A 20,661-nucleotide genomic window follows, 5' to 3' on the forward strand; every position below is an offset into this window, starting at 1 on the left:
ACCGTGCGGAGCGGCCGTCGCGGCGCGGAGCGCGCACTCTTGTCCGTAGGGACCGGTTTGTAGCACTTCCCGCGTGCACCCGAGCCGCATCCTCTCGCTCGCCCTGGCCGGATGTACCCCTTCCACCGGCCCACGATCGGAGTTCTCCCGTGTCCTTCCTGCCCCCCACCCGACGGACCGTCCTTCGCACCCTCGCCGGAATCGGCGCCGCCGTCGCGGGCGCCTCGGCGTGCTCCCCCGCGTCCGGAGTCACGGTCGACGCCACCGCCGGTTCCTCCCAGCCCTCCACCGCGGGTGCCCGGCGCCGCTTGGGCGCCGAGTGGGAGAGCCACACCCGCACCTTCATGTCCTGGCCGGCGCTGACCTCGGTCTGGCACGAGGACCTGCGCTACGTGCGCGAGGACATCGCGAGGATCGCGCGCGCCGTCGGGGAGTACGAGGCGGTCGTCATGATGGCCCGACCCGACCAGGTCGACGCGGCCCAGCGGGCCTGTGGCTCCCAGGTCGAGGTCATCCCGCTGGCCGTCGACGACCTCTGGGCCCGCGACACCGTCCCCGTCTTCGTCGAGGAGGGCGGAAAGGTCGTCGGCGTCGACTTCAACTTCAACGGCTGGGGCAACAAGCAGAAGCAGCACCAGAACGACGCCCTGGTCGGGCGCACCGTGCTCAAGAAGTACGGGATCCCCCGGGTCCAGGCCCCGCTCGTCGCGGAAGGCGGCTCCTTCGAGCCCGACGGCGAGGGCACCCTGATGATCACCGAGAGCTCGATCGTCAACGACAACCGCAACCGCGGGAAGAACCGGGACACCATCGAGAAGGAGCTCAAGGAGACCCTCGGCGTCGAGAAGGTGATCTGGCTGGCCGGCGTCCGCGGGGAGGACATCACGGACGCCCACGTGGACAGCCTCGTGCGCTTCACCGCGCCCGGTGTGGTCCTGCTGGACCGCGCGCACCCCGGCACGCCGGCGGACTCCTGGTCGCGCTCCGCCGACCAGGCCAAGTCCGTGCTCTCCAAGGCGACGGACGCCCGTGGCAGGCGCTTCGAGATCATCGACCTGCCGCAGCCCGATCTGAACAGGATCACGGGCGAAGGCGACGACTTCGTGTCGACTTACGCCAACTTCTACATCGCCAACGACGCCGTCTTCATGCCCAAGTTCGGGGACCGCAAGGCCGACGACCGGGCCCGCGCCATCCTGCGCGAGCACTTCCCCAAGCGGGACGTGGTCCCAATCGCGATCGACACGATCGCCTCGGGCGGCGGTGGCATCCACTGCTCCACCCACGACCAGCCCGGCAAGCCCGCGGCCTGACCGTACGCCGCTCGTACGCCGCTGGTACGCCGTTCGTCCGCCGCCCGCTCCTCGCCTGAGTCGACACCGGGGTACAGCGCCTCCCGGGCCGAACGGCCCTCCCCGCCCGCCGCATCCCGCCGCCGCCGGGGCGTCGCGCACACCCCGGCGCCGGCGGGTCTGTGGGGCAGTGGGTCGGTGGGCAGTGGGTCAGTGGGTCCAGGCCGGGGGCCGCTTCTCGCAGAACGCGCGGGCACCTTCGGCTGCCGATGCCGTACGGAACACAGGAGCGGTGAGCGGGTCCTGGGCGGCGAACGCCGCGTGGTCGTCGAGGCCCCGGGTGACCTCCACGATCCGCCGGGTGATCCGTACCGCATCGGGGGAGTTGACGCGGATCCGGGCGGCGAGCGCGATGGCGGCGTCCAAGGCATCGCCCTCGTCCGTGAGTTGGTTGACGAGTCCGTGTCGTGCGGCGTCCGGGGCCGGGAGCGGGGAGGCGGTCAGGAGCATCTCCATGGCCAGGTGGTACGGAAGGCGGCCGGGCAGGCGAATGGCCCCGCCTTCCGAGGCGATGAGGCCACGGGCGACTTCGGGGAGCGCGAAGAACGCCGTGTCGGCGGCGGTGATCAGGTCGCAGGCGAGGGCGAGTTCGAAGCCGCCCGCCACGGCCGCCCCTTCGACCGCGGCGATGACCGGCTTCGTCCGGCGGGCGCGGGTCAGTCCGGCCAGCCCCCGGTCCGCCACCCGTGGCACCCCTTCGTCGGGAAAGGCCTTGAGGTCCATGCCGGAGCAGAAGTGGCCTCCCGCTCCGGTCAGGACACCGACCAAGAGTCCCGGGTCGGTCTCCAGGAGGGTGAGTGCGCCGGCGACGGCGTCGGCCAGGGACCGGTTGACCGCGTTGCGGACGTGGGGCCGGTTGAGGGTGATGACCAGGACGCCGTCGCGCCGCTCGGTCAGCACCACGTGTTCCGTGTCCTGTGTGTCCTGCGTGTCCTGTGTGTTCATCGTGTTTCCTTCCACCTGGGGGTTGGGGAGCCGGCGGGAAGGCTCATCGCCTGACGAGGGGCAGCGCCGCCAGGCCACGCATGACACGGGCCTGGCGCCAGGGCATCTCGTCGGCCGGTTTGGCGAGCCGCACCGTGCCGAGGCGTTCGAGCAGCATGGGGAAGGCGACCGAGCCCTCGAGGCGGGCGAGGGCCGCACCGATGCAGAAGTGGGGGCCGTACCCGAAGGCGAGGTGCTCGTTGGGCGTACGGCCGAGATCGAGGCGGTCGGCGTGCGGGAAACGCCGCTCATCGCGGTTGGCGGACCCGATCAGCAGGCTCACGATCTCCCCCTCGCGGATGGTCCGCCCGTGCAGGCGGATCGATTCGCCCGCGCACCGGAACGTGGCGTCCCGCACCGGGGAGTCGTAGCGCAGGAGCTCCGCGACCGCGGTGGGGAGAAGCCCGGAGCCCGCGCCCTCGGCAGCAAGGCGCGCGGCCTGGGCGGGGTGACGCAGCAGAGCGAGCACTCCGTTGCCGATGAGGTTCATGGTGGTGTCGTGGCCGACGAGCAGCAGGAGGTAGGCGGTGGAACGCAGTTCCTCCTCGCTCATGGCGCCGCTCTCGTCGCCCGCCCGCACCAAGGCGCCCAGCAGGTCCGCTCCGCCGCTCTCCTCACCGGCCCGCTTGCCGGCGATCAGGGTGTCCAGCAGCGCGTGCAGGTCCCGTTCGGCGCGGGCCGGGTCCGCGGACTCGTCGGGGGCGATGGTGGCCATGAGGGTGTCCCGTGTCGCCGCGGTGTCCAGGTGCTCGGGTACGCCGAGGATCGCGCAGATCATCCGGAACGTCAGGGGCGCCGCGAAGTCCGCGATCAGGTCGATGTGCACGTGGTGCTCGACCCGGTCCAGCAAGCGACCGGCCACCTCGGTGATGAAAGGTTCCAGCAGGGCGATGCGGCGGGGCACGAAAGCCGAGTTGACCAGGGTCCGCAGCCGGGTGTGGTCCGGCGGGTCGGCGTGCACCAGATGCCGGTTGAGGCCTGCCGGACCCGGCACGTACCCGGGGACCCGGCCCGGGTCCTTGCTCAGACGGGCGTCGGCGAGCAGGGCGCGTACGTCCTCGTACCGGGAGATCTGCCACACGGCCGGCCGGCCGGGCCGGCGATCCACGTGGGCCGGCGCATGGTCCCGCAACCACGCGAAGTACGGGTACGGATCGCGGACCCGGGCCGCCAAAAGGTGCGCGGGTGGGCGGGGTTCGGCTTCAACAGGCACGGCGTCTCCGGCTGGGCGTTGATCAACAGACACCACACCAACGAGGTTCCGCATGCGGGGATGCGGCAGAACCAGGCCCTCCTGGCGCAGCCCGTACCCCCGGGAGGAAAGCGCGCGAGCCCGGCGCACTCCGTCCGCGCCGCGGACGGGGCGTCACGTTCCTGCCTCGGGGCACGGCCCCGGCCTCGCGTCAAGGTGGGACCGCAAGGGCTTCGGGCACGCGGACCCGCCGCGGCGTCACACCCGCGGTGTGAGAAAGCCGTGGACGCGCCTCGATGACACGGTCGGCTTCCGCGTCGGTGAGTTCGGGGGCGAGCGGCAGGCACACGGTGCGGGGCAGGACGTCGAGGGTGACCGTGATGTCGGTGGTGCGGTGGACGATCTCGCGCAGCGCCGGCTGGTCGGGAACGGCGTGCGGGTAGACCTGCTCGGTGGCGATCCCGTTACGGCCGACACACGGGCACCGCCCCGGCGGCCGCCACCCCCGTGGAAGACGCCGTCGTCGATGACCTCCTATCCCGCGGTCTCGTCCGACGTCTGCCCGAACGACAGAGGACCCCGCACCGGCAGGTGCGGGGCCCTCATCGCGGCGTGGACGCCGGGGATGGTCAGACGGAGAGGGAGATCTCGGTCGACTTGATGAGCGCGACCACGGAGGACCCGGCGGTCAGGTCGAGGGCCTCGACGGCGTCCTTGGTGATGGCGGCGGTCAGCTCGCCGCCCTCGACGGAGACCTTGACGGAACCCATGGCGCCACCGGTCACGACGTCGGTGACGGTGCCGGCGAGCTGGTTGCGGATCGAGATGCCCTCGACCGGGCCGGTCGCGAGGGAGACCTCGGTGGACTTCACGAGCGCCGTGACGGAGGTGCCCTCGGCGAAGCCGAGTTCCTTGACGGCGTCGGTGGTGATCGCGGCGGTGATGTCCTGACCGCCCGCCAGGCGGACCTTCACCGTGGACATGGCCTCGCCGGCCGTGACGGAGGTGATGGTGCCGGGGATCCGGTTGCGGATGCTCAGGCTCATGAAGGTAACGCCTCACTCTGGATCGGTGGGAGACGCGGCCTGCCGGCCGCCCCGTCCGTCACGCTAGCCGCATGGATCCGCGGTCGTGCGGAGCCCGTCTCATCCGCCAGGTGAATGGCCGTCGTGGCATCGCACCTTCGGCTCGCGCCCCGCATCGTGACGATTCGGGACGTCCGACCTCACCGGTCGAGGGCCTCCTGCCCGAGCAGTGACGCCGCGTGCCGGCGCGCCTCCTCCAGCCACGCGGCGCGTTCTTCGCCGGACGAGTCGGTGACGGTTCGAAAGACGATCCGTCGCACCTCGCGGATTCCGACGTACGGGAGGACACACGCCGCCCAGACGTTGTGCAGGGGATCGCCGAACTCGCGCTCCTCCCGATCTGCGGGCGTGTCGGAGGTGTTGAGCACCAGAGCCCTGGTCGCCTTCAACAGACCGGCGGGTTCGCCTTCGGCGGCGCCCAGTTTGTAGGCGACACCAGGCGCCAGGACGCGCTGGACCCAGCCCGTGAGGACGGCCGGTGGCATGCCCCACCAGTTGGGGTGGATGAACACCAAGGCGTCGAGATCGGCGACTTCCGCCCGGTGCGACGCCACCTGTGGATCGTGGGCCGGCGACGCCTCCTCGACCGTTCCCGTCTCCCGGGCCGTGAGCGACGGATCGAATCCCTCGGCGCAGAGGTCGTGCGCCACCACGTCCGCGCCTCGCCCCCGCAGCTCCTCCACCACGGCGCCGAACACCGCGTGGTTGAAGCTCCCCGGTCGCGGGTGGGCCAGGTACACCCCTGTACGCATGTTCCCCCCATCGGTGCGGCCGACAGCGGCTGTGGCCGCGGCACCTACGGTACGACGACGATGGCGCACGGCCGGCGGGCCGGTGTGCCTGCGCCGGGTCACATGGCGTTCGCGGAGGCCAGCGTGCCGACGGCCTTGTCGAGGACCGCGGCGGCGCCGCCGCCCCAACCGCGCAGGTCGTTGCCGGTGATCCAGGTGCCGGTGCAGCCGGGGAGCGCGACGACGGCCGCTTCGGCGGGGACCGGGCCGTCCCCCTTGCGGACGACGTTGCCCTGGCAGGACGCGTTCGCCGCGTTGCCACCGAAGCGGATGCCGTACGTGGCCGTCGCCCCGGCCCGGTTGGCGCCGGTGATCCGGTTGTCGCGCAGGGAGATGTCGTCGGTGCCGGCTGCGATGCCGTGCCCGGCCGGGTTCAGGACGGTGTTGTGGGCGATCAAGGCACCCTGTGCGTCCGTGTCCACGCCGATGCCGTCGCCCTGGGCGTCGGTGACGGTGTTGCCGCTGATGACGGCGTGGGGGGCGTACCGGACGTGGATGCCCTGGGAGTTGCCGCCCGGGCGGGCGGTCCCGGCGATGGTGTTGCCCGAGATCGTGACGCCGTCGCACTGGGTGACGTAGATGCCGGCCTCGCCCTTGACCGTGCGGATCGTGTTGTCGGTGATGGTGACGCCGTTGTGCCGGTCGCCTCCGCTGGACACCACGATGGCGCCGCCGGTGGACGTGTCGCTGCCCGTGTTCCGGATGATGTTGCCGGTGATGGTGATGTCGTTGAGGGCGTTCCCGGCCGGGGAGCTGACCTGGATGGCGGTGACGCCGACGGATTCGATGGTGTTGCCGGCGATGACGGCCTGTTGCCAGTCGGTGGTGCGGATGCCGTAGGCGGCGCTGCGTTCGACGTGATTGCCGATGACCCGGATGTCGCGGTGGACCACGCCCTTGGCACCGCCGTGATCGCCGACCAGGGCGCCGAACGGGCGGCTTCCGTCGGCGGCCGCGCGCAGGGTGCAGCCGCTGATCAGGATGTCCTGGCAGGGCGTGTTGTCGTACGCCGGGGCGGGGAGGCTGACTGCCGAGATGGCACCGGTGATCTGTACGGCCTCCCGGTTGGTGGCGGTGTCCGTGCCCTGGCCGGTGACGTGCAGCCCGTCGAAGAGGCAGTTGACGATGCGGGCGCGCCGTACCGCGTTGAGTTCCACGGCGTGGGCGGACGGCGTGTCGAGCACCGTGCAGTCCTGGACGAGGATGCCGTCGGCGTGCGCGAAGCCGATGGCGTCGCTCTGCTGCTGGTACGCGCTGCCGCGCATGTCCCAGGTACCGCCGAGCAGGGCGATGTCGCCGGCGCCGTCGTAGGCGGAGACCGGGGTGACCGAGTCGAAGTTCTTGACCAGGGCCCCGCAGTCCCGGGTGCGCAGGACGTGGGCTCCGTACGCGGACACGGTCATCCGGGGGCCGAGGACGAGCCCCTTGGTGAGCGGGTACCGGCCGGGCGGGATCAGCAGGGTCGCTCCCTCGGGCACGGCGCGGGCGGCCGTCAGGGCGGCCTGGAAGGCGGCGGTGTCGTCGGTGGTCCCGTCGCCCTTCGCCCCGTAGGCCAGGACGTCGTGGACGCTGCGTCGGTCGCCGGCCGCCGCGGCGGGGCCGGCGGTCACCACCTGGCCGGCGCCCAGCGCGCCCACGAATCCGCCCGCCGCCAATATCACGCCGCGTCGATCCACTGGTACTCCCCCGTCGATTCGCCTTGTTGAACGGGCTCCCGGCCCGGAGGGGAGGCTATCGGCCGGGAGAGGAGTCGTCCGTCCGGGGGGCCGGTCCCGTGCGTCGGTCGTGACCGGCGCCGTGGAGGCGGACCGGGCGGGGAGACTGTGCCGGATCAGGAGAGGCGAGGTGGCTGAGGTGACTGAGGCTACGAAGGACGGGCCCGACGACGGGGGTTCCCCCGGGGGCGCCGGCTATCGGCAGGAGCTGAAACGGTCGCTCGGTTCCTTCCAGGTGTTCGCGATCTCGTTCGCGTTCATCTCGGTGGCGGTCGGGATCTTCGCCACCTTCGACCAGGTGTTGCTGACGGCGGGCCCGGTCGGGATCTGGCTCTGGCTCATCGCCGCGGTCGGGCAGACGCTCGTGGCGCTGGTGGTCGCGCAGTTCGCCGCCCGCATCCCGTTGAGCGGCTCCTCCTACCAATGGGCCTCCCGGCTCGGCAACCCCAGGGTCGGCTGGTGGTTCGGTTGGCTGACGTTCTGTTACCTGGCCATCGCCGTGGTCGCCATCGACAACGCCCTGGCGAGCCAGGCCTTCATGCCGCTGGCCGGCATGGGCCCGGACGAGGACACCGCACGCGTGATCACTCTGGTGGTGCTGGTCGTCCAGGCCCTGCTCGCCATCGCCTCGACCCGGCTGGTCAGCTGGATCAACTCGGCCGCTGTCGGACTGGAACTCGCGCTGGTCGTGGTGGTGGCGATCTCCCTCGTCATCGCCGTTCTGGTCACGGGCAACGGATCGGCGGCCAATCTGACCTCCCGCGGGGTCACCGAGGGCACCCCCGGCTACTTCGCCGTCGGCGGCGGCCTGATGCTCGCGATGATCATGGGCTTGGCCACCCTCGTCGGTTTCGACTCCGCCGCCAATCTCGCCGAGGAGGCCAAGGACCCCCGCCGCAGCGTCCCGCGCGCGATCGTCGCATCCGTGGTGGCAGCCGGCGTGCTCGGCATGCTGTTCCTGATCACCCTCACCGTCGCGATCGAGGACATCCCCCGGATCAGCAACGAGGCCTCGCCCGTGGCCGCGATCATGCACGACCGTCTCGGCTCCGTCGCCGAACGTGTGCTGCTGACCGCCATCACCTTCGCGTTCTTCGGCGCGGGCATCGTCGTGATGGTTTCCTGCTCCCGCCTCGTCTACGCCATGTCCCGCGACTCCCGCTTCCCCGGCCACCAGGTGATGCGGCGGGTCAGCCCGCGCACGCACACCCCCATCCCGGCGACCGTGCTGATCCTCGCCCTCGGGGCGGTCCTGATGGTCGCGCTTCCCGGCGCGGCGCTGCTGGAGCTGATCACCGCCTCGACCATCCTGCCCGCCCTCATCTACGGATCCACGATCGTCCTCTACCTCGCCGTACGCGGACGGCTCGACCGCCAGAAGGGCGCGTTCGACCTGGGGCGCGGCGAACTGCCCGTGGCGGTCTGCGCCCTGGTCTGGACCCTCTTCGCCCTCTTCGTGCTCGTGGCACCGGACGAGGCGCTCACCTCCGTCGTCATCGTCGCGGGCCTGCTCGTCCTCGGAGCCCTGTTCTTCCTCGGCATGCTGCTTTTCGACCGCCAGGCACTGGCCCCGGAGCCCACGTCCCGGTCCGCGTCAGGACCGACGTCGGGGCCCGGGGGCGACAGCACCCCCGGGCCCTGACGGCGAAGCCGGGTCCGGCACGTTCCCCGTCGGGTGGGCCGGCGGTCCGGCACGTGCTAGTTGTACGGCTCCAGGGTCATGAAGGCCTCCTGCGGATTGCCGTCGTGCACCAACGACTCGTGGGCACCCACGTCATCGAAGGCGAAGCCGTACGCCTTGCCGTCAGCCATCTGGCCGTGGATGACGCGGGAGTAGTGATTGGTGACGGCGTCACGGTAGAAGTTGCCCCCGTTCGCGTCGGGTTGGTTGGGGTTCGTCAGGAGCGTCGACCGGTTGAAGCCCGCGCAGAGGGTGCGGGAGATCGGGCCGCGGACGAGGTCGTTGGGTGCGTCCAGGAGCTTGTAGCAGCCGAAGATGCTGTCGGAGTCCGGCTTCTGGAAGCCGGCGACCACCGCTCCCGAGGCATTGGTGAAGCTCATGACGTTGCCCGAGACCCGGCCGAAGTACTTGGTGTTCGGTTCGTTCGCGAACGGTGTCACGGTGAGCGTGGAAGAGCTGTACTTGTTCCAGACCCGGTTGACGTAGTCGCTCATGGCGCCGGCCGGGATTCCCCCTGCCTCGATACCGTGCCCGGGCGAGAGTGCTCGCAGCGGTGTGCCGTCGGCGCGGCTCTGGATCAGTCCGCCCCAGCCGGCCGAACGCAGTTGGTCGAAGACGGCGTTGTATCCGCCCGGCTTGAGCCGGCCGACCTGGGCGACCGCGCCGTTGGCCGCCTTGACGCCCACCGCGTAGGGAGCCGAGAACATGTCGACCTGGGTGCTGTTGATCCACAGGCCGGCGTCGTTGAGCGTGTACTCGGACCAGTTGAACAGGATGTTGCGGTTGGGGTCGGAGGGGTTCTGTACGGCGGGCTGCACCAGGCCGCCGGTGGTGAGCTTGAAGACGATCTTCTGCCCGATGGAGAAGTAGACGCGTCCGGAGAACTTGGGCATCCGGATCGTGCGTGTCTGCCCGTTGGCCGGACCCGCGATCGACGCGTCGGGTGCGGGGGTGGGTGGATTGCCGCCCGCGGGCCAGGGATGGAACGTGCCGTTGGCGTCTGCCCAGCCCTGCTGCCCGGTGGTGAGCAGGGTGCCCAGGTTGTAGACGTAGACCGGCTCGCCGCGTCCCGAGTTGTTCTTGATCGTGAGCGGGATGGTCGCCGGTACGGCCTCCGCGGACGTCGATGGGCCGAAGACCATCAGGCCGGCGGCGACGACCAGCGCCGAGACGCCGGAACCCAGCACTTTCGATAAGCGGAACATGCTCTTCCTCCTGGTGGGGGGAGCCTGCCGGTGGGGGTGCGCCGCCCCTCGCACCCTGGGGGGCGACGGGGCGGGGCGGGCAGGGCGGGGAGAGATGCCTTGAATACTGAGAGCGCTCTCAGAATCAGGTTGTGTTCACCTCCTGTCAATGAATCCGGCACGGCTTTGAGAGTCCGATCGTCTGCGCGGCGGCCGAGAGGACGGGCGTACAGGTCTCGCGTAGCGCGTGGCGAGGTCCGCGCGACGGCCGGATGCCGACGGGAATCGGGAACGGGCCGTCAACTCCTGGTGGCCGACGGGGTCGGCGGCTACGTTGTCGCCTGTTCCCCAGCCACTCGTGAGCCACTCGTGACGGAGGACCACCGCATGCTGAACCGTTTGACCCGCATTCCGCGCAGACGAGTGGGAGGGGGAATGTCCCTCGTCCTGATCGCGGTCACCGCGCTCCTCGGGGCCGCGCCCGTGGCCGCCACGGCGGCGACTCCCCCCGCGCCGCCCGTTCCCGTCCTGACCTGGGGCCCCTGCGCCGACCCCGGCGACGGTTTCGAGTGTGCGACCGCCCGGGTACCGCTTGACTACCGGAGACCCACCGGGCCCACGATCCCGCTCGCGGTCACCCGGCACCTCGCAACCGACCAGGCCGGTCGCACCGGTGTCCTGGTCCTGCATCCGGGCGGCCCCGGCAACTCCGGCGTGAACTTCGCCCGTGACAGTTACGACGCGCTCCCCGCCCCTCTCCGTGACACGTTCGACGTCGTCGGGTACGACATGCGCGGTGTGGCGCGCAGCGGACAGGTGGAGTGCTGGGACGACAAGGAGTACTCCGCCGCCGTCGACGCCGCGCGCGGCGTGCCCGGCCCGGGGGCCCTGCGCGGGGCCATTCGGCAGGGGCTCGACTTCGCCACCGCCTGCCGGCAACGGTCGGGTGACCTCGTGCCGTTCATCGGCACCGCCTCGAACGCCAAGGACATGGACCTGCTCCGCCAGGCCCTCGGAGAGGAGACGCTCTCCTTCTACGGTCGTTCCTTCGGGAGTTACGTCGGCACCGTCTACGCCGCACAGTTCCCCCGGCGGGTCCGCGCCATGGTCCTGGACGGGGCCTACGATCCAGAGCACTACGCCAACGTGCCGTACGCCTACGACGCCAGACAGTTCGTCGCCCTGGACACGGCGGTGGGCCGCTTCCTGGACTGGTGCGCGCAGGATGCAGCCACCTGCGGGTTCGGCGAAGGGCGCCCGCGGCAGGCCTTCGAACAGCTCAAGCGGGACTTGGACGCCGACCCCGTCATCACCGCGAGCGGACGCCCGGCAACGGGCTACACCCTCGCCTACCGACTGATGTTCAACATCAACTCGGGCAAGGAGGTCTGGCCCTATCTCGGAGAGGCCCTGCGGGCGGCCCAGGCACGCCAGGGCTCGTTCCTGCTGTCCCCGCCCTCCCCCGCTTCCTTCGACTTCCTCAACGTCAACATGGCCGTCGAGTGCGCGGACCGCACCTATCCGACGAACCCCCTGCTGCTGGGCGCGCTCGTCAGCGCACACGTCGCCTCCGCGCCGCTGCTGGGACCGCCCATCGGCCTCGGGCCGCCCACCTACGACCACAACCACGCACCCACCTGCGCCCAGTGGCCGGCGGAGCGCCCGAGCCGCTTCGAAGGCTCCTACCGGGCGGCCGGTTCCGCCCCGATCCTGATCCTCGGCACGACCGGAGACCCGGACACCCCGTACCAGGACGCCCGGGCCCTCGCCCGGACGCTGGACAACGGGCGGCTGCTGACCTTCAACGCCGAAGGACACACCGCGTACAACCGGAGCGCATGCGTGAGCGCGCTGGTCAACGACTACCTGGCCACTCTGGCGCTGCCCGCGCGGGGAACCGTCTGCGCGGACGAGACGCCCCCGCAACCACCGACCCTCCGCACCGAAGGGATCGCGGTCGACGAGACGCGCGATGTGATCCCCGCCCCGCGCTGAGCCGTCGCCCGGGACACGTGCGCCGACTCCGCGGCGGGCGAGGGGAGTTCAGGTCTCAGCGCCGCAGGGGCACGTGGGGACCGTGGCCGAGCACGTAGGAGACCGACACGATCGCGGCGATCCACACGGCCACTCCGGCCCAGACCAGGCGCCCTTCTCCGCTCATGCCGGCCGCCACCACCAGGGCCAGCGCGGCACACAGCAAAGTGGCCATCACCACCATCAAGCCGACCGGCAGCCGACGCCGCGCCCGCCGATCCGGCCGAGCACGGCTCCCGCCGTGTGACTCGTCCCGCAGGCCCGCGACCAGCTGGTCCCAGGCGGCCGACTCCCGCACCGTCAACCGTTCCCTCTCCACACCCACCCCCGGACCACACCCAGCACCACGCTGCTCCCCGCGCGGATACCCCGCCGACCGCGCCTCATGCGGGGATTCCGCGCGGGTGGACGGGGCGCTCCGGTTCCGTGCGGCGGGCAGAGACGTGCCCGTGCGGCAGGCACGTACGCGCGGGTCGGCCGGGAGGGCGGTGGTCGGGCGGCGCGCCGCCCGACCGGATCGCTCGGGGTGCCCTCGCGTTCGACCTGACGCAGGCTGGGTGGATGGCCGACCAGACGGAGATCGTCATCCATCCCGTGTCGCCGAAGGGCGGGCGGAAAGTCACGGTGCACGCGCTGGGCGTGGACGCGGACCTGGGCCGCGCGCACTCCACGAGCGATGTCTCCGAGTTCCTCCGGCGTGCCGGGCTGGAGGGCGTGGACCTGTCCGAGGAGGGCCCGATCCGTTGGGAAGGCGGCGGCCCCGAGGTCTGGACCTCCGGTACCTGACAGCCGGCGTGCGGCAGACTCCGGCCGGGCTCGGACAGGGTCGCGAGGGCGGGGCGGCCCGCGCGGGGTGGTGGTCGCTCTCCCTGCCCCGGGGCCGCTGCGTGGTGCAGCCCGGGGCAGGGGGCGGTGGGTCTCGACCGCCCGTCTCGGGACGGCCGGGACCCCCGTCAGAACACACCAGCCGGCTGCCTCCGAGCCCGCCACCACACCGGCGGAGCACTTCCGGCCACCCGCATGGGTGGGTGGGGAGGGCGGTGTGCGGGCGCGAGCCCTACAGCCACTTGTTGCGCCGCAGGGCCCGGTACACGACGGAACAGACGACGATGATGAGCACCCAGACCGCGGGGTAGCCGTAGGGCGAGGTGAGTTCGGGCATGTTCTCGAAGTTCATGCCGTACACCCCGACGATCATGGTGGGGACGGCGATGAGGGCGGCCCAGGCGCTGATGCGGCGCATGTCCGCGTTCTGCTGAACGCCGAGCTGGGCGATGCCGGCGCTGAGCATGCCGGTGATGAGTTCGTCGAAGGACAGGATCTGTTCGCTCACCCGCTGGTGGTGGTCGGCGACGTCCCGGAAGTAGGTGGCCACTTCGCTCGGGATCTGGGGACTGTCCTCACTGAGGCGTCGCAGCGCGGGGGCCAGGGGCATGACGGCGCGCTTGAATTCGAGGAGTTCCCGCTTGAGCTGGTAGATGCGCCCGGCGTCGACCGGCCGGTCCGGGGAGAAGACCTCGCTCTCCAGTGTGTCGACGTCGCCCGCGAACGCGTCGGCCACCTCCAGGTAGCGGTCGACGACCATGTCCGCGACCGCGTGCAGGACCGCGGCGGGGCCACAGCCCAACTGGCGCGGGTCGTCCTGCAACTGTTGCCGTACGCCTTCCAGCGGCGGGGCGCTGCCGTGGCGGACGGTGATCGCGTACCCGGGACCGGCGAACACCATGATCTCGCCGGTGTCGACGATCTCGCTGGTCGCGGTGACCTTGTCGTGGTCCACGTACACGATCGTCTTGAGTACCAGGAACAGCATGTCCTCGTAGCGTTCCAGCTTGGGCCGCTGGTGGGCGTGGACGGCGTCCTCGACCGCGAGGGGGTGCAGGCCGAAGGCCACGGCGACCTCCTGAAGCTGCTCCGCCGTGGGCTCGTACAGGCCGATCCACGCGAACCGCCCCGCCTTCGGGTCTATGCGGTCCAGGACCTTGCCCAGGTTCACCTGTCCGGGGATGCGGCGCCCGTTCTCGTAGAGGGCGCAGTCCACCACCGCCGACGGCAGACCCGCACCGCCCTTGCCGTCCTGCTGCGCCGCCATGTTCCGCCTCTTGTCCGTCGTCCGTCGTCCGTCAGGTAGGCGAGCCGCCTACCCCCGGCCGGCGATTTCTCACCCGGCGGCGCCTGTGACATCGGTCGTCCGACGGATCGGCGGGCTCCTACTGCGGCTGTGTGGCGATCTGGATCAGGTTTCCGCAGGTGTCGTCGAAGACGGCGGTGGTGACGGGGCCCATCTCCACGGGCTCCTGCGTGAAGCGGACGCCGAGACCGCGCAGGCGCTCGTACTCCGCCCGCACGTCGTCGACGGCGAACTGGGCGAGCGGGATGCCGTCGCCCACGAGCGTGTCGCGGTACGGCTTGACGGCGGGGTGGCCGGCGGGCTCCAGGAGGAGTTCGGTGCCGCCCAGCTCGTCGGGCGAGACGACGGTCAGCCACCGGTACTCCTCGCCCACGGGGACGTCGTGCTTCTTCACGAAGCCGAGGATCTCGGTGTAGAAGGCCAGGGCCTTGGCCTGGTCGTCGACGAAGACGCTGGTCAGATGGATCTTCATGGGGTGTTCTCCTCCGGTCCGGACGCCTCGGGCACCGGCCATCGCTCGGCGATCTGTCGCAGTGGAGCCGTGTTCAGATCGTGGAACTTGTAGCGGCCCTCCCGCCTCGTCTCGACGAGCCCGGCGACTTCGAGCACCGCGAGGTGCCGGGAGACCGCCTGCCGCGACATGCCGAGCCGATGCTTCATGCTCAGTCGCGAGCAGATCTCGAACAGCGTCTGTCCGGATTTGTCCGCCAGTTCGTCGAGGATGGTGCGACGGGTGGGGTCGGCCAAGGCTTTGAAAAGGTCGTCGGCCACGATCCCACACTAGGCAAGCATTCACTTGCATATCAAGGGAGTCCGCAGCCGTGTGCCGAATCGGGCGCCGACTGCGGGGCCGGGAACCGGACCCGAACACACGAAGGGGGCGAGCACATGGCTCGCCCCCTGTCCCGCCTCACGCCGAGATCACCCCACGCCCGGCACGCGCCTCCACGGCTCGCAATGTGCACAGGTCACGCGAGTCGCTCTCCGCGGTCACAGCCGTCCCCCGGACGGCGACACGGACTCAGCGGCGCGTCAGGTCGGGTTCGACGACACGCTCCCGGCGCTGCGCCGGCAGCGCCGATGACGGCAGCGAAGCCTGCACCGGGGTGCTCCGCCGGATGTCCTCTATACCGGACCGCATCGCGGAACGGAGCCTGCGGGAAAGAGGCCGTTCCACGAACCGGTGGATCAGCCAGGCGACGACCAGCATCGCGGCGGTGACCGTGCCGACCAGCGCATAGGCCGGCATCCGGCCGCGGAAGTGGTGGATCAGGGTGATGCCCGCCGTCATGTGGATGATGTAGAGCGGGTAGGTGATGGCGCCGACGGTGGAGAGCCAGCTCCACTGGATGCGGTCGAGCAGGCCGAGCGCGATGGCGGCCATGGCCAGGAAGCCGATGGCGATGATGATCCGGGCCGGCCAGGCCGGCAGCTGCTCCGTCAGACGTGCACCGAGGTTGGTGACCATGCGGCCACGAACCCAGTGCTGGGCGAGGAGGAACTGGCAGCCGACGATTCCCCAGAGCAGGCCGGAGGGGCGGAATCGACGCATCAGATAGAAGGCCACGCCCGCGATGAAGTACGGGGAGTACTGGGGGATCGCGAAGAAGTGCAGCAGCCTGAAGTCGGTGGAGGGCGCCACGACGCCGGCGACCGTCCACAGCCCGATGAACACGACACAGTTGCGGTACGTGACCCCGATACGGATCACGAGGGCGAAGAGCGCGTAGAACTTGAGCTCTTCGAAGAGGGTCCAGTACGCGTGGTCGAGGTGCGGAACACCGATCCCACCCTGGAACATCGTGAAATTGACCAGGACGTCGGCCCACTCGTCGATGCGCCACAGCTCGGGCAGCATCCACAGCACGAACGTCGTGAAGGCGATGCCGGCCCAGTACGCGGGGAAGAGCCGCGAGATGCGTGATGTGGCGAAATCGCCGACCGTACGACCCCAGGCGCTCATGCAGATGACAAAGCCGCTGACGATGAAGAAGATCTCGACGCCGAGCCAGCCGTAGAGCGCGAAGGGTCGGAGCGCGGGGAAGAGGTGCTGCGTACCGCTGAGCCCCCAGGCGGTACCCAGCGCCACGTAGTGGTACAGCACGACGACGAGCGCCGCGGTTATTCGCACCGCGTCGAGCGCGTAGAGCCTGACCGGCGCCTGGCCGCCTGCTCGTATACCGGCCATGTGACGGCCGCCTCCCCTGCAATTCTGTGAAACTGGTCAACGGGGACCGTACAGGTTTCTCACAGGAACAGCAGTCAGCGCCCCACCGGCAGGTAAGGACGACGGCTGTCACCAACATCCCCGACCGGGCACGGATACCCTCGCGGCATGGCATGTCGAATCAGCGAACTCGTCATCGATGCGGAAGACCCCGACGGGCTGGCCGCGTTCTGGTGCGATGTCCTCGGCTACGTCGAGCTGGGTCGAGAGGCCGACGGCAGCGTCGAGATCGGCCCGCCCGGCGTCGGGTTCGGCGGCGCGCAACCCACCCTCGTCTTCAACGCGGGCCGCGACCCCCGGCAGGGGAAGCTCCCGCTGCACATCGACGTCAACGCCACCGATCGCGACCAGGACGCCGAGCTGGACAGGTTGCTGGCGCTGGGGGCGGTGCCCGTCGACGTCGGCCAGACCGGAGAAGAGAGCTGGCACGTCCTGGCCGACCCCGAGGGCAACGAGTTCTGTCTCCTGCGCACTCGGCTGAAGCCCCTCTGACCCCCCGCCCCCGGCGAGCGAGCACGGGCCGGCCGGCGCGCTCTCGTGGCGATCAGGCCCGAAGGGCTCCCGCACTCGCCCCGGCGGGGGCGAGTGCCGTGTGGGGAGCGTCGGCCGCGCCGACCCGGGGCCGATCGAACCCCTTGACGATGAGACGGACCGCGAGCGCCACCTCCCAGGCGAACACCGGGACGGCCAGGGCCGAGCCCGTGACCGAGACCTGCTCGTAGGCCCCGAACATCACGGCCACTCCGGAGGCGCAGATCAGCGGGCCGCCGACCAGCCCCAGCAGGGCGATGAACCGCGGCACGAGCCGCGAGCGGTACATCGCGTACGCCAGCAGCGTCGTGTTGAGGCCCAGGGCGACGTTCGGCCCGAGCAGGAACGTCCATTCGTGCAGGGCCACGAGGGCCCGGTCGGCGCCGGCGACGCCCTCGACCCCCATCGCTTCCCGTCGCAGCGTCAGGAGGGTCAGGACGCTGAGCACGCCGACCGTGATCACGGCGGCTTCCAGGAGGCGCAGGCATGCGTATCCGAGCGCCATCGCCTCGTACCGCCTCCTGACGACGGGATACAGCACCACCCCGGTCCCGATGACGGCTGCCACGAGGACCAGTTCGCACAGCGCCCCGAGGAGCGCCGAGGTGACGGCGTCGGGTCCGGGGGCTCCCGGCGCCCCGTCCAGGACGGGGCGGTAGAGGGCCAGCCCTCCGATCGCGGCGATCTCGGTCACCAGGAACAGCACGCCCGCGGCCACCGCGGTCCTTCTGTCTGAACTCATCTTCGATCCTTTCGACCAGGCAGGTGTACGCCGTACACCTCGCGGCCACGGTAGGTGTACGACGTACACTCGTCAAGTGCGGGTACGCACCCACGCAGGCACGCCCCGACCCGATCGCCCGATCGCCCGATCACGAGGAGAGAAGAGATGGCACAGCAGCCGGAGGCCGGGCGCCGGGCGCCGCTCAACCGGGAGCGCGTCCTGCGGGCGGCCATCGCGCTCGCGGACGACGGCGGCATCGAGTCGCTCAGCATGCGCAAGCTCGCCCAGGAGTTGGGTGTCGTACCGATGGCCCTCTACAAGCACGTTCCCAACAAGGAGCAGCTCCTTGACGGCATGGTCGACACGGTCGTGGCCCGGATCGACCTCCCGGCGAGCGGTTCCGGCTGGAAGGACGTGGTTCGCGGGCGTGTGCTGTCGGCCCGCCGCGTGCTCCTGCGGCACCGCTGGGCCGCGCAGGTGATCGAGTCGCGCACCGGGCCGACCCCGGCCGTACTGGATTACCTGGACTCGATGATCGGGACGTTCCGCGACGGAGGCTTGTCCGTCGACCTCACCCATCACGCGATGCACGCCATGGGGAGTCGACTGCTGGGCTTCAGCCAGGAGCTGTTCGACGACTCCGGGAGCGGCGACCCGAACGGCGACCCGAGCGACGGCCCGAAAAGCGACCCGAACGGCGACCCGAACGGCGGGGCCGAGGCGCTCGCGGCAGGGGCCGCGATGGCGGCACGTTACCCGCGGATCGCCGAGCTGGCGGCGGGGGCCACCCATGACGGGACGTCGGTCGTCGGCGCCCGGCGCTGCGACGATCAGTTCGAGTTCGAGTTTGCGCTGGACCTCATCCTGGACGGGCTGGAGAGACTCCACCGGCGGGGATGGACGTCCACGAGCCCACCCGGCGCCGCCGGCGCCTGAGGAACCCGACGGGCGCGACGCGGGAACAGGCCGTGGCCGGCACCGTCCCCCTCGGTGCCGGCCACGGGGTCAGCGGTTGACTGGTTCAGTGGTTCAGCGGCGGGCGTGGGAACGTGCGGGCGGGAAGCTCACGTTCTGGAGCGTGAACTGGTTCTTCGTGTCGGTCAGGTTCTTGTTGAGATACGGCGAGTAGGTCTGGACGCCGACCGTCTTCGCCGTCGGGTTGAATTCGAGGATCCGGAAGTAGCTGTTCGGGCCGAGTGCGCCGGGGTTCTGGTAGTCGGCCTGGATCTGGTGGACGGTGTTTCCGTTCACCCCCTTCTCCACGATCACCCCCTGGTTGACGTAGTGGCCCGAGAACACCATCGTCACGTTGGGGTGCCGGCTGACCATCCGGGCCCAGAGCTTCTGGCCGACGCTGTCCTTCGTCGTGCCGTTCTGGTAGGCGTGGGTCACGATCATGACCTGGCGGTCGGGGTGCTCGGAGATCACCTTGTTGCCCCAGGCGATCTCGTCGTCGGTGGGCGCGTACTTCAGCGCGAGGATGAGCCAGTTCGTGCCTCCGGCCGAGAACACGTGGAAGCTGTTGTCGTTCTGCGCGGCCGGGTAAGTGCCGCCGAACGACGGCAGGTTCGCGAAGGCACTCCGCGGGAAGTTGCGGTTGAACGCCACCGCGTCACGTACCACGATCGGGTTCTGGCCCTTGGGCATCGCGTCCATGTCGTGGTTGCCCACCGCGAGGATGTACGGGGTCGCACCGTTCAACTGCCGCAACGCGCCGGTCGCGTTGGTCCACTGGGACGACTGGTCGGAGTCGTCGACGATGTCACCCTCGTGGATCGCGTACTTGATGTTCCGCGCGATCGTGTTCTCCTTGATCCACTTTCCCTGGGCGTTGAAGGCCTGCGGGAAGCTCTCCGCCGAGTACTGCGTGTCGGGGAGAACCACGATGCTGAACTTCTCGGGCGCCTTCGCGTGCGGCGCCGAACGATCGGCGGCTGTTGCGGGGAGCGCCACGAGGCCGACCGATAAGCCGGCCGCGACAACGCCGAGTACCCGTGCCCTGAAACGCGTCATCACCATCTCCGTAGACGTCGAACGGGCGGTCGCCTCACGATGGCAAGGACGTCCGGCCGTCAGATGTCGACAGGGAAGTCGGGGATGAAACGGCTCGCGGCGAACAGGGAGGGGCGTCGGCGAAACACGTCCCTCCGTCGGTACGTGCGCTGTTGGGAAGGGCGCCGAACGTCAGGAAGCGGGCGGCGTTCTCGTCGAGCCTTACGAGGAAGCCGAGTTCGGACCATCAGGCGTCGGGCGCGGGCGCCTGAACCCTGATGCGCGGCGAGGGCGGGGCTGGTTCCTTCGTCACCGCGGCCGGTCGCCGGCGCGCGATTCGGCGGCGGACTTCAGGTCACGCAGCCATGCTTCGAGGCCCTCGCGGAGGATCCGGGTGGCGGTGGGAACGTCGGCCTCGACCTGGGCGCCGGTGTGGGTCTCCTCCGTACTCACGCGCACGCCACCCTTGACCTTGGTGAAGTTCCACACGTGGATGCCGTCGATACGCAGGCCTTCGCCGATCGCGGGGCCGGTCCAGCGGATGCAGGCGCCGTGCTCGATCTGCCGGACGGTGGAGGTGATCTCCAGGCTCGTGGCGGGAGTCGACGGGTTGGGCGGTACCGGAACCGTCCATCGGAATGCCGAACCCCTGCGGAACGGGCCGTGATCCAGGCGTTGCGCCGTCTCGACGGGGGTCTGCCAGTGCGGCCAGCGCTCCACGTCGGTCTGCAGCTTCCAGACGGTGTGCAGCGGGGCGTTGATGACGATCTCGCTCCGGTGGCGGACGAGGGCGCCCGGGTCGACGCCTTTCTCGCGGCAGGTGAGGGGCCTGTCGGGGCGGGTGCCGTGGGAACCGCCGGCCGCGGCAGGTCCGGCTGCGGTGCCGAGAAGGCCGAGGACGAGCGGAACGGTGAAGAGGGCGGTGCGGACGCCGGTGCCGCGCATGGCGGACATGGTGGTCTCCTCTGTCGATCGGTGCGGGTGCTTCCCGCTCGAACGGGACGCGCGGGCCCACACCCTCCCTGGATATAGGTTCAC

At 70.4% G+C, this 20,661-nt stretch carries 21 protein-coding genes; 6 read left to right on the plus strand and 15 right to left on the minus strand.

Going from position 1 to position 20,661, the window contains the following annotated elements; genetic code table 11:
- The first annotated feature begins 149 nt into the window (after positions 1 to 149).
- Complete coding sequence (locus OHA84_RS03020; protein WP_053684452.1) at positions 150 to 1,313, plus strand: agmatine/peptidylarginine deiminase; 1,164 nt, start codon at positions 150 to 152, stop codon at positions 1,311 to 1,313.
- 189 nt (positions 1,314 to 1,502) lie between these two features.
- Here the strand turns inward: OHA84_RS03020 and OHA84_RS03025 are convergent, their stop codons facing one another.
- The 6 genes from OHA84_RS03025 to OHA84_RS03050 all read right to left on the minus strand — a co-directional run bounded on the left by OHA84_RS03025 (position 1,503) and on the right by OHA84_RS03050 (position 7,080).
- Positions 1,503 to 2,297, minus strand: coding sequence for a crotonase/enoyl-CoA hydratase family protein (locus tag OHA84_RS03025; protein ID WP_266973584.1), 795 nt, complete (start codon positions 2,295 to 2,297; stop codon positions 1,503 to 1,505).
- 43 nt (positions 2,298 to 2,340) lie between these two features.
- Entirely contained in the window at positions 2,341 to 3,549 is a 1,209-nt protein-coding gene (locus OHA84_RS03030) for a cytochrome P450 (RefSeq protein ID WP_266973582.1), read from the minus strand.
- Positions 3,550 to 3,739: 190 nt separating this feature from the next.
- Positions 3,740 to 4,066 (minus strand): DegT/DnrJ/EryC1/StrS family aminotransferase, encoded by a 327-nt coding sequence (locus OHA84_RS03035; protein WP_371591572.1) that lies wholly within the window; start codon positions 4,064 to 4,066, stop codon positions 3,740 to 3,742.
- A gap of 91 nt (positions 4,067 to 4,157) precedes the next feature.
- Positions 4,158 to 4,574: a molybdopterin-binding protein gene (locus OHA84_RS03040; protein WP_266973580.1), complete on the minus strand. Its 417-nt coding sequence runs from the start codon at positions 4,572 to 4,574 to the stop codon at positions 4,158 to 4,160.
- A 179-nt stretch (positions 4,575 to 4,753) separates the two neighbouring features.
- Positions 4,754 to 5,365, minus strand: coding sequence for an NAD(P)H-dependent oxidoreductase (locus tag OHA84_RS03045; RefSeq protein WP_266973578.1), 612 nt, complete (start codon positions 5,363 to 5,365; stop codon positions 4,754 to 4,756).
- A gap of 98 nt (positions 5,366 to 5,463) precedes the next feature.
- Positions 5,464 to 7,080: a right-handed parallel beta-helix repeat-containing protein gene (locus OHA84_RS03050; RefSeq protein ID WP_266973576.1), complete on the minus strand. Its 1,617-nt coding sequence runs from the start codon at positions 7,078 to 7,080 to the stop codon at positions 5,464 to 5,466.
- 178 nt (positions 7,081 to 7,258) lie between these two features.
- Between OHA84_RS03050 and OHA84_RS03055 the strand changes: the two genes are divergently transcribed.
- On the plus strand, positions 7,259 to 8,761 hold the full coding sequence (locus OHA84_RS03055) for an APC family permease (protein ID WP_053684487.1): 1,503 nt from the start codon (positions 7,259 to 7,261) through the stop codon (positions 8,759 to 8,761).
- A gap of 56 nt (positions 8,762 to 8,817) precedes the next feature.
- Here OHA84_RS03055 and OHA84_RS03060 read toward each other — a convergent pair whose 3' ends face one another.
- Positions 8,818 to 10,005: a glycoside hydrolase family 64 protein gene (locus OHA84_RS03060; protein ID WP_266973574.1), complete on the minus strand. Its 1,188-nt coding sequence runs from the start codon at positions 10,003 to 10,005 to the stop codon at positions 8,818 to 8,820.
- A gap of 414 nt (positions 10,006 to 10,419) precedes the next feature.
- Here OHA84_RS03060 and OHA84_RS03065 point away from each other — a divergent pair, with 414 nt between their 5' ends.
- Entirely contained in the window at positions 10,420 to 11,979 is a 1,560-nt protein-coding gene (locus tag OHA84_RS03065; RefSeq protein WP_266973572.1) for an alpha/beta hydrolase, read from the plus strand.
- A gap of 55 nt (positions 11,980 to 12,034) precedes the next feature.
- Here the strand turns inward: OHA84_RS03065 and OHA84_RS03070 are convergent, their stop codons facing one another.
- On the minus strand, positions 12,035 to 12,343 hold the full coding sequence (locus OHA84_RS03070; RefSeq protein ID WP_159041635.1) for a hypothetical protein: 309 nt from the start codon (positions 12,341 to 12,343) through the stop codon (positions 12,035 to 12,037).
- Positions 12,344 to 12,579: 236 nt separating this feature from the next.
- Between OHA84_RS03070 and OHA84_RS03075 the strand changes: the two genes are divergently transcribed.
- Positions 12,580 to 12,804: a hypothetical protein gene (locus OHA84_RS03075; RefSeq protein ID WP_063839684.1), complete on the plus strand. Its 225-nt coding sequence runs from the start codon at positions 12,580 to 12,582 to the stop codon at positions 12,802 to 12,804.
- Positions 12,805 to 13,075: 271 nt separating this feature from the next.
- On the opposite strand, the gene OHA84_RS03080 is transcribed toward OHA84_RS03075, so the two are convergent.
- The 4 genes from OHA84_RS03080 to OHA84_RS03095 form a co-directional block, all read right to left on the minus strand.
- The gene (locus tag OHA84_RS03080) at positions 13,076 to 14,110 is read right to left on the minus strand and encodes a magnesium and cobalt transport protein CorA (RefSeq protein ID WP_266973569.1); all 1,035 of its coding nucleotides are present in this window, start codon (positions 14,108 to 14,110) and stop codon (positions 13,076 to 13,078) included.
- Positions 14,111 to 14,228: 118 nt separating this feature from the next.
- Positions 14,229 to 14,621, minus strand: coding sequence for a VOC family protein (locus OHA84_RS03085; RefSeq protein WP_053684470.1), 393 nt, complete (start codon positions 14,619 to 14,621; stop codon positions 14,229 to 14,231).
- Entirely contained in the window at positions 14,618 to 14,920 is a 303-nt protein-coding gene (locus tag OHA84_RS03090) for a helix-turn-helix transcriptional regulator (RefSeq protein WP_266973567.1), read from the minus strand. Before OHA84_RS03090 ends, OHA84_RS03085 begins: the two co-directional genes overlap by 4 nt.
- A 250-nt stretch (positions 14,921 to 15,170) precedes the next feature.
- Positions 15,171 to 16,337: an acyltransferase gene (locus OHA84_RS03095; protein ID WP_266973565.1), complete on the minus strand. Its 1,167-nt coding sequence runs from the start codon at positions 16,335 to 16,337 to the stop codon at positions 15,171 to 15,173.
- 147 nt (positions 16,338 to 16,484) lie between these two features.
- Between OHA84_RS03095 and OHA84_RS03100 the strand changes: the two genes are divergently transcribed.
- Positions 16,485 to 16,868 carry a VOC family protein gene (locus tag OHA84_RS03100; RefSeq protein WP_266973563.1) on the plus strand — a complete coding sequence of 128 codons (384 nt, stop codon included), beginning with the start codon at positions 16,485 to 16,487 and terminating at the stop codon, positions 16,866 to 16,868.
- A gap of 52 nt (positions 16,869 to 16,920) precedes the next feature.
- Here OHA84_RS03100 and OHA84_RS03105 read toward each other — a convergent pair whose 3' ends face one another.
- A complete protein-coding gene (locus tag OHA84_RS03105; protein WP_266973561.1) occupies positions 16,921 to 17,649 on the minus strand; it encodes a DUF4386 domain-containing protein in 729 nt (242 codons plus the stop codon).
- Positions 17,650 to 17,796: 147 nt separating this feature from the next.
- Between OHA84_RS03105 and OHA84_RS03110 the strand changes: the two genes are divergently transcribed.
- The gene (locus tag OHA84_RS03110) at positions 17,797 to 18,567 is read left to right on the plus strand and encodes a TetR/AcrR family transcriptional regulator C-terminal domain-containing protein (protein ID WP_266973559.1); all 771 of its coding nucleotides are present in this window, start codon (positions 17,797 to 17,799) and stop codon (positions 18,565 to 18,567) included.
- A gap of 93 nt (positions 18,568 to 18,660) precedes the next feature.
- Here the strand turns inward: OHA84_RS03110 and OHA84_RS03115 are convergent, their stop codons facing one another.
- Positions 18,661 to 19,644: a metallophosphoesterase gene (locus tag OHA84_RS03115; protein ID WP_266973557.1), complete on the minus strand. Its 984-nt coding sequence runs from the start codon at positions 19,642 to 19,644 to the stop codon at positions 18,661 to 18,663.
- A 288-nt stretch (positions 19,645 to 19,932) separates the two neighbouring features.
- Positions 19,933 to 20,577 carry an SRPBCC family protein gene (locus OHA84_RS03120; protein WP_266973555.1) on the minus strand — a complete coding sequence of 215 codons (645 nt, stop codon included), beginning with the start codon at positions 20,575 to 20,577 and terminating at the stop codon, positions 19,933 to 19,935.
- Between the last annotated feature and the right edge of the window lie 84 nt (positions 20,578 to 20,661).

The sequence above is a fragment of the Streptomyces sp. NBC_00513 genome, assembly GCF_041431415.1.
Lineage (GTDB): Bacteria > Actinomycetota > Actinomycetes > Streptomycetales > Streptomycetaceae > Streptomyces.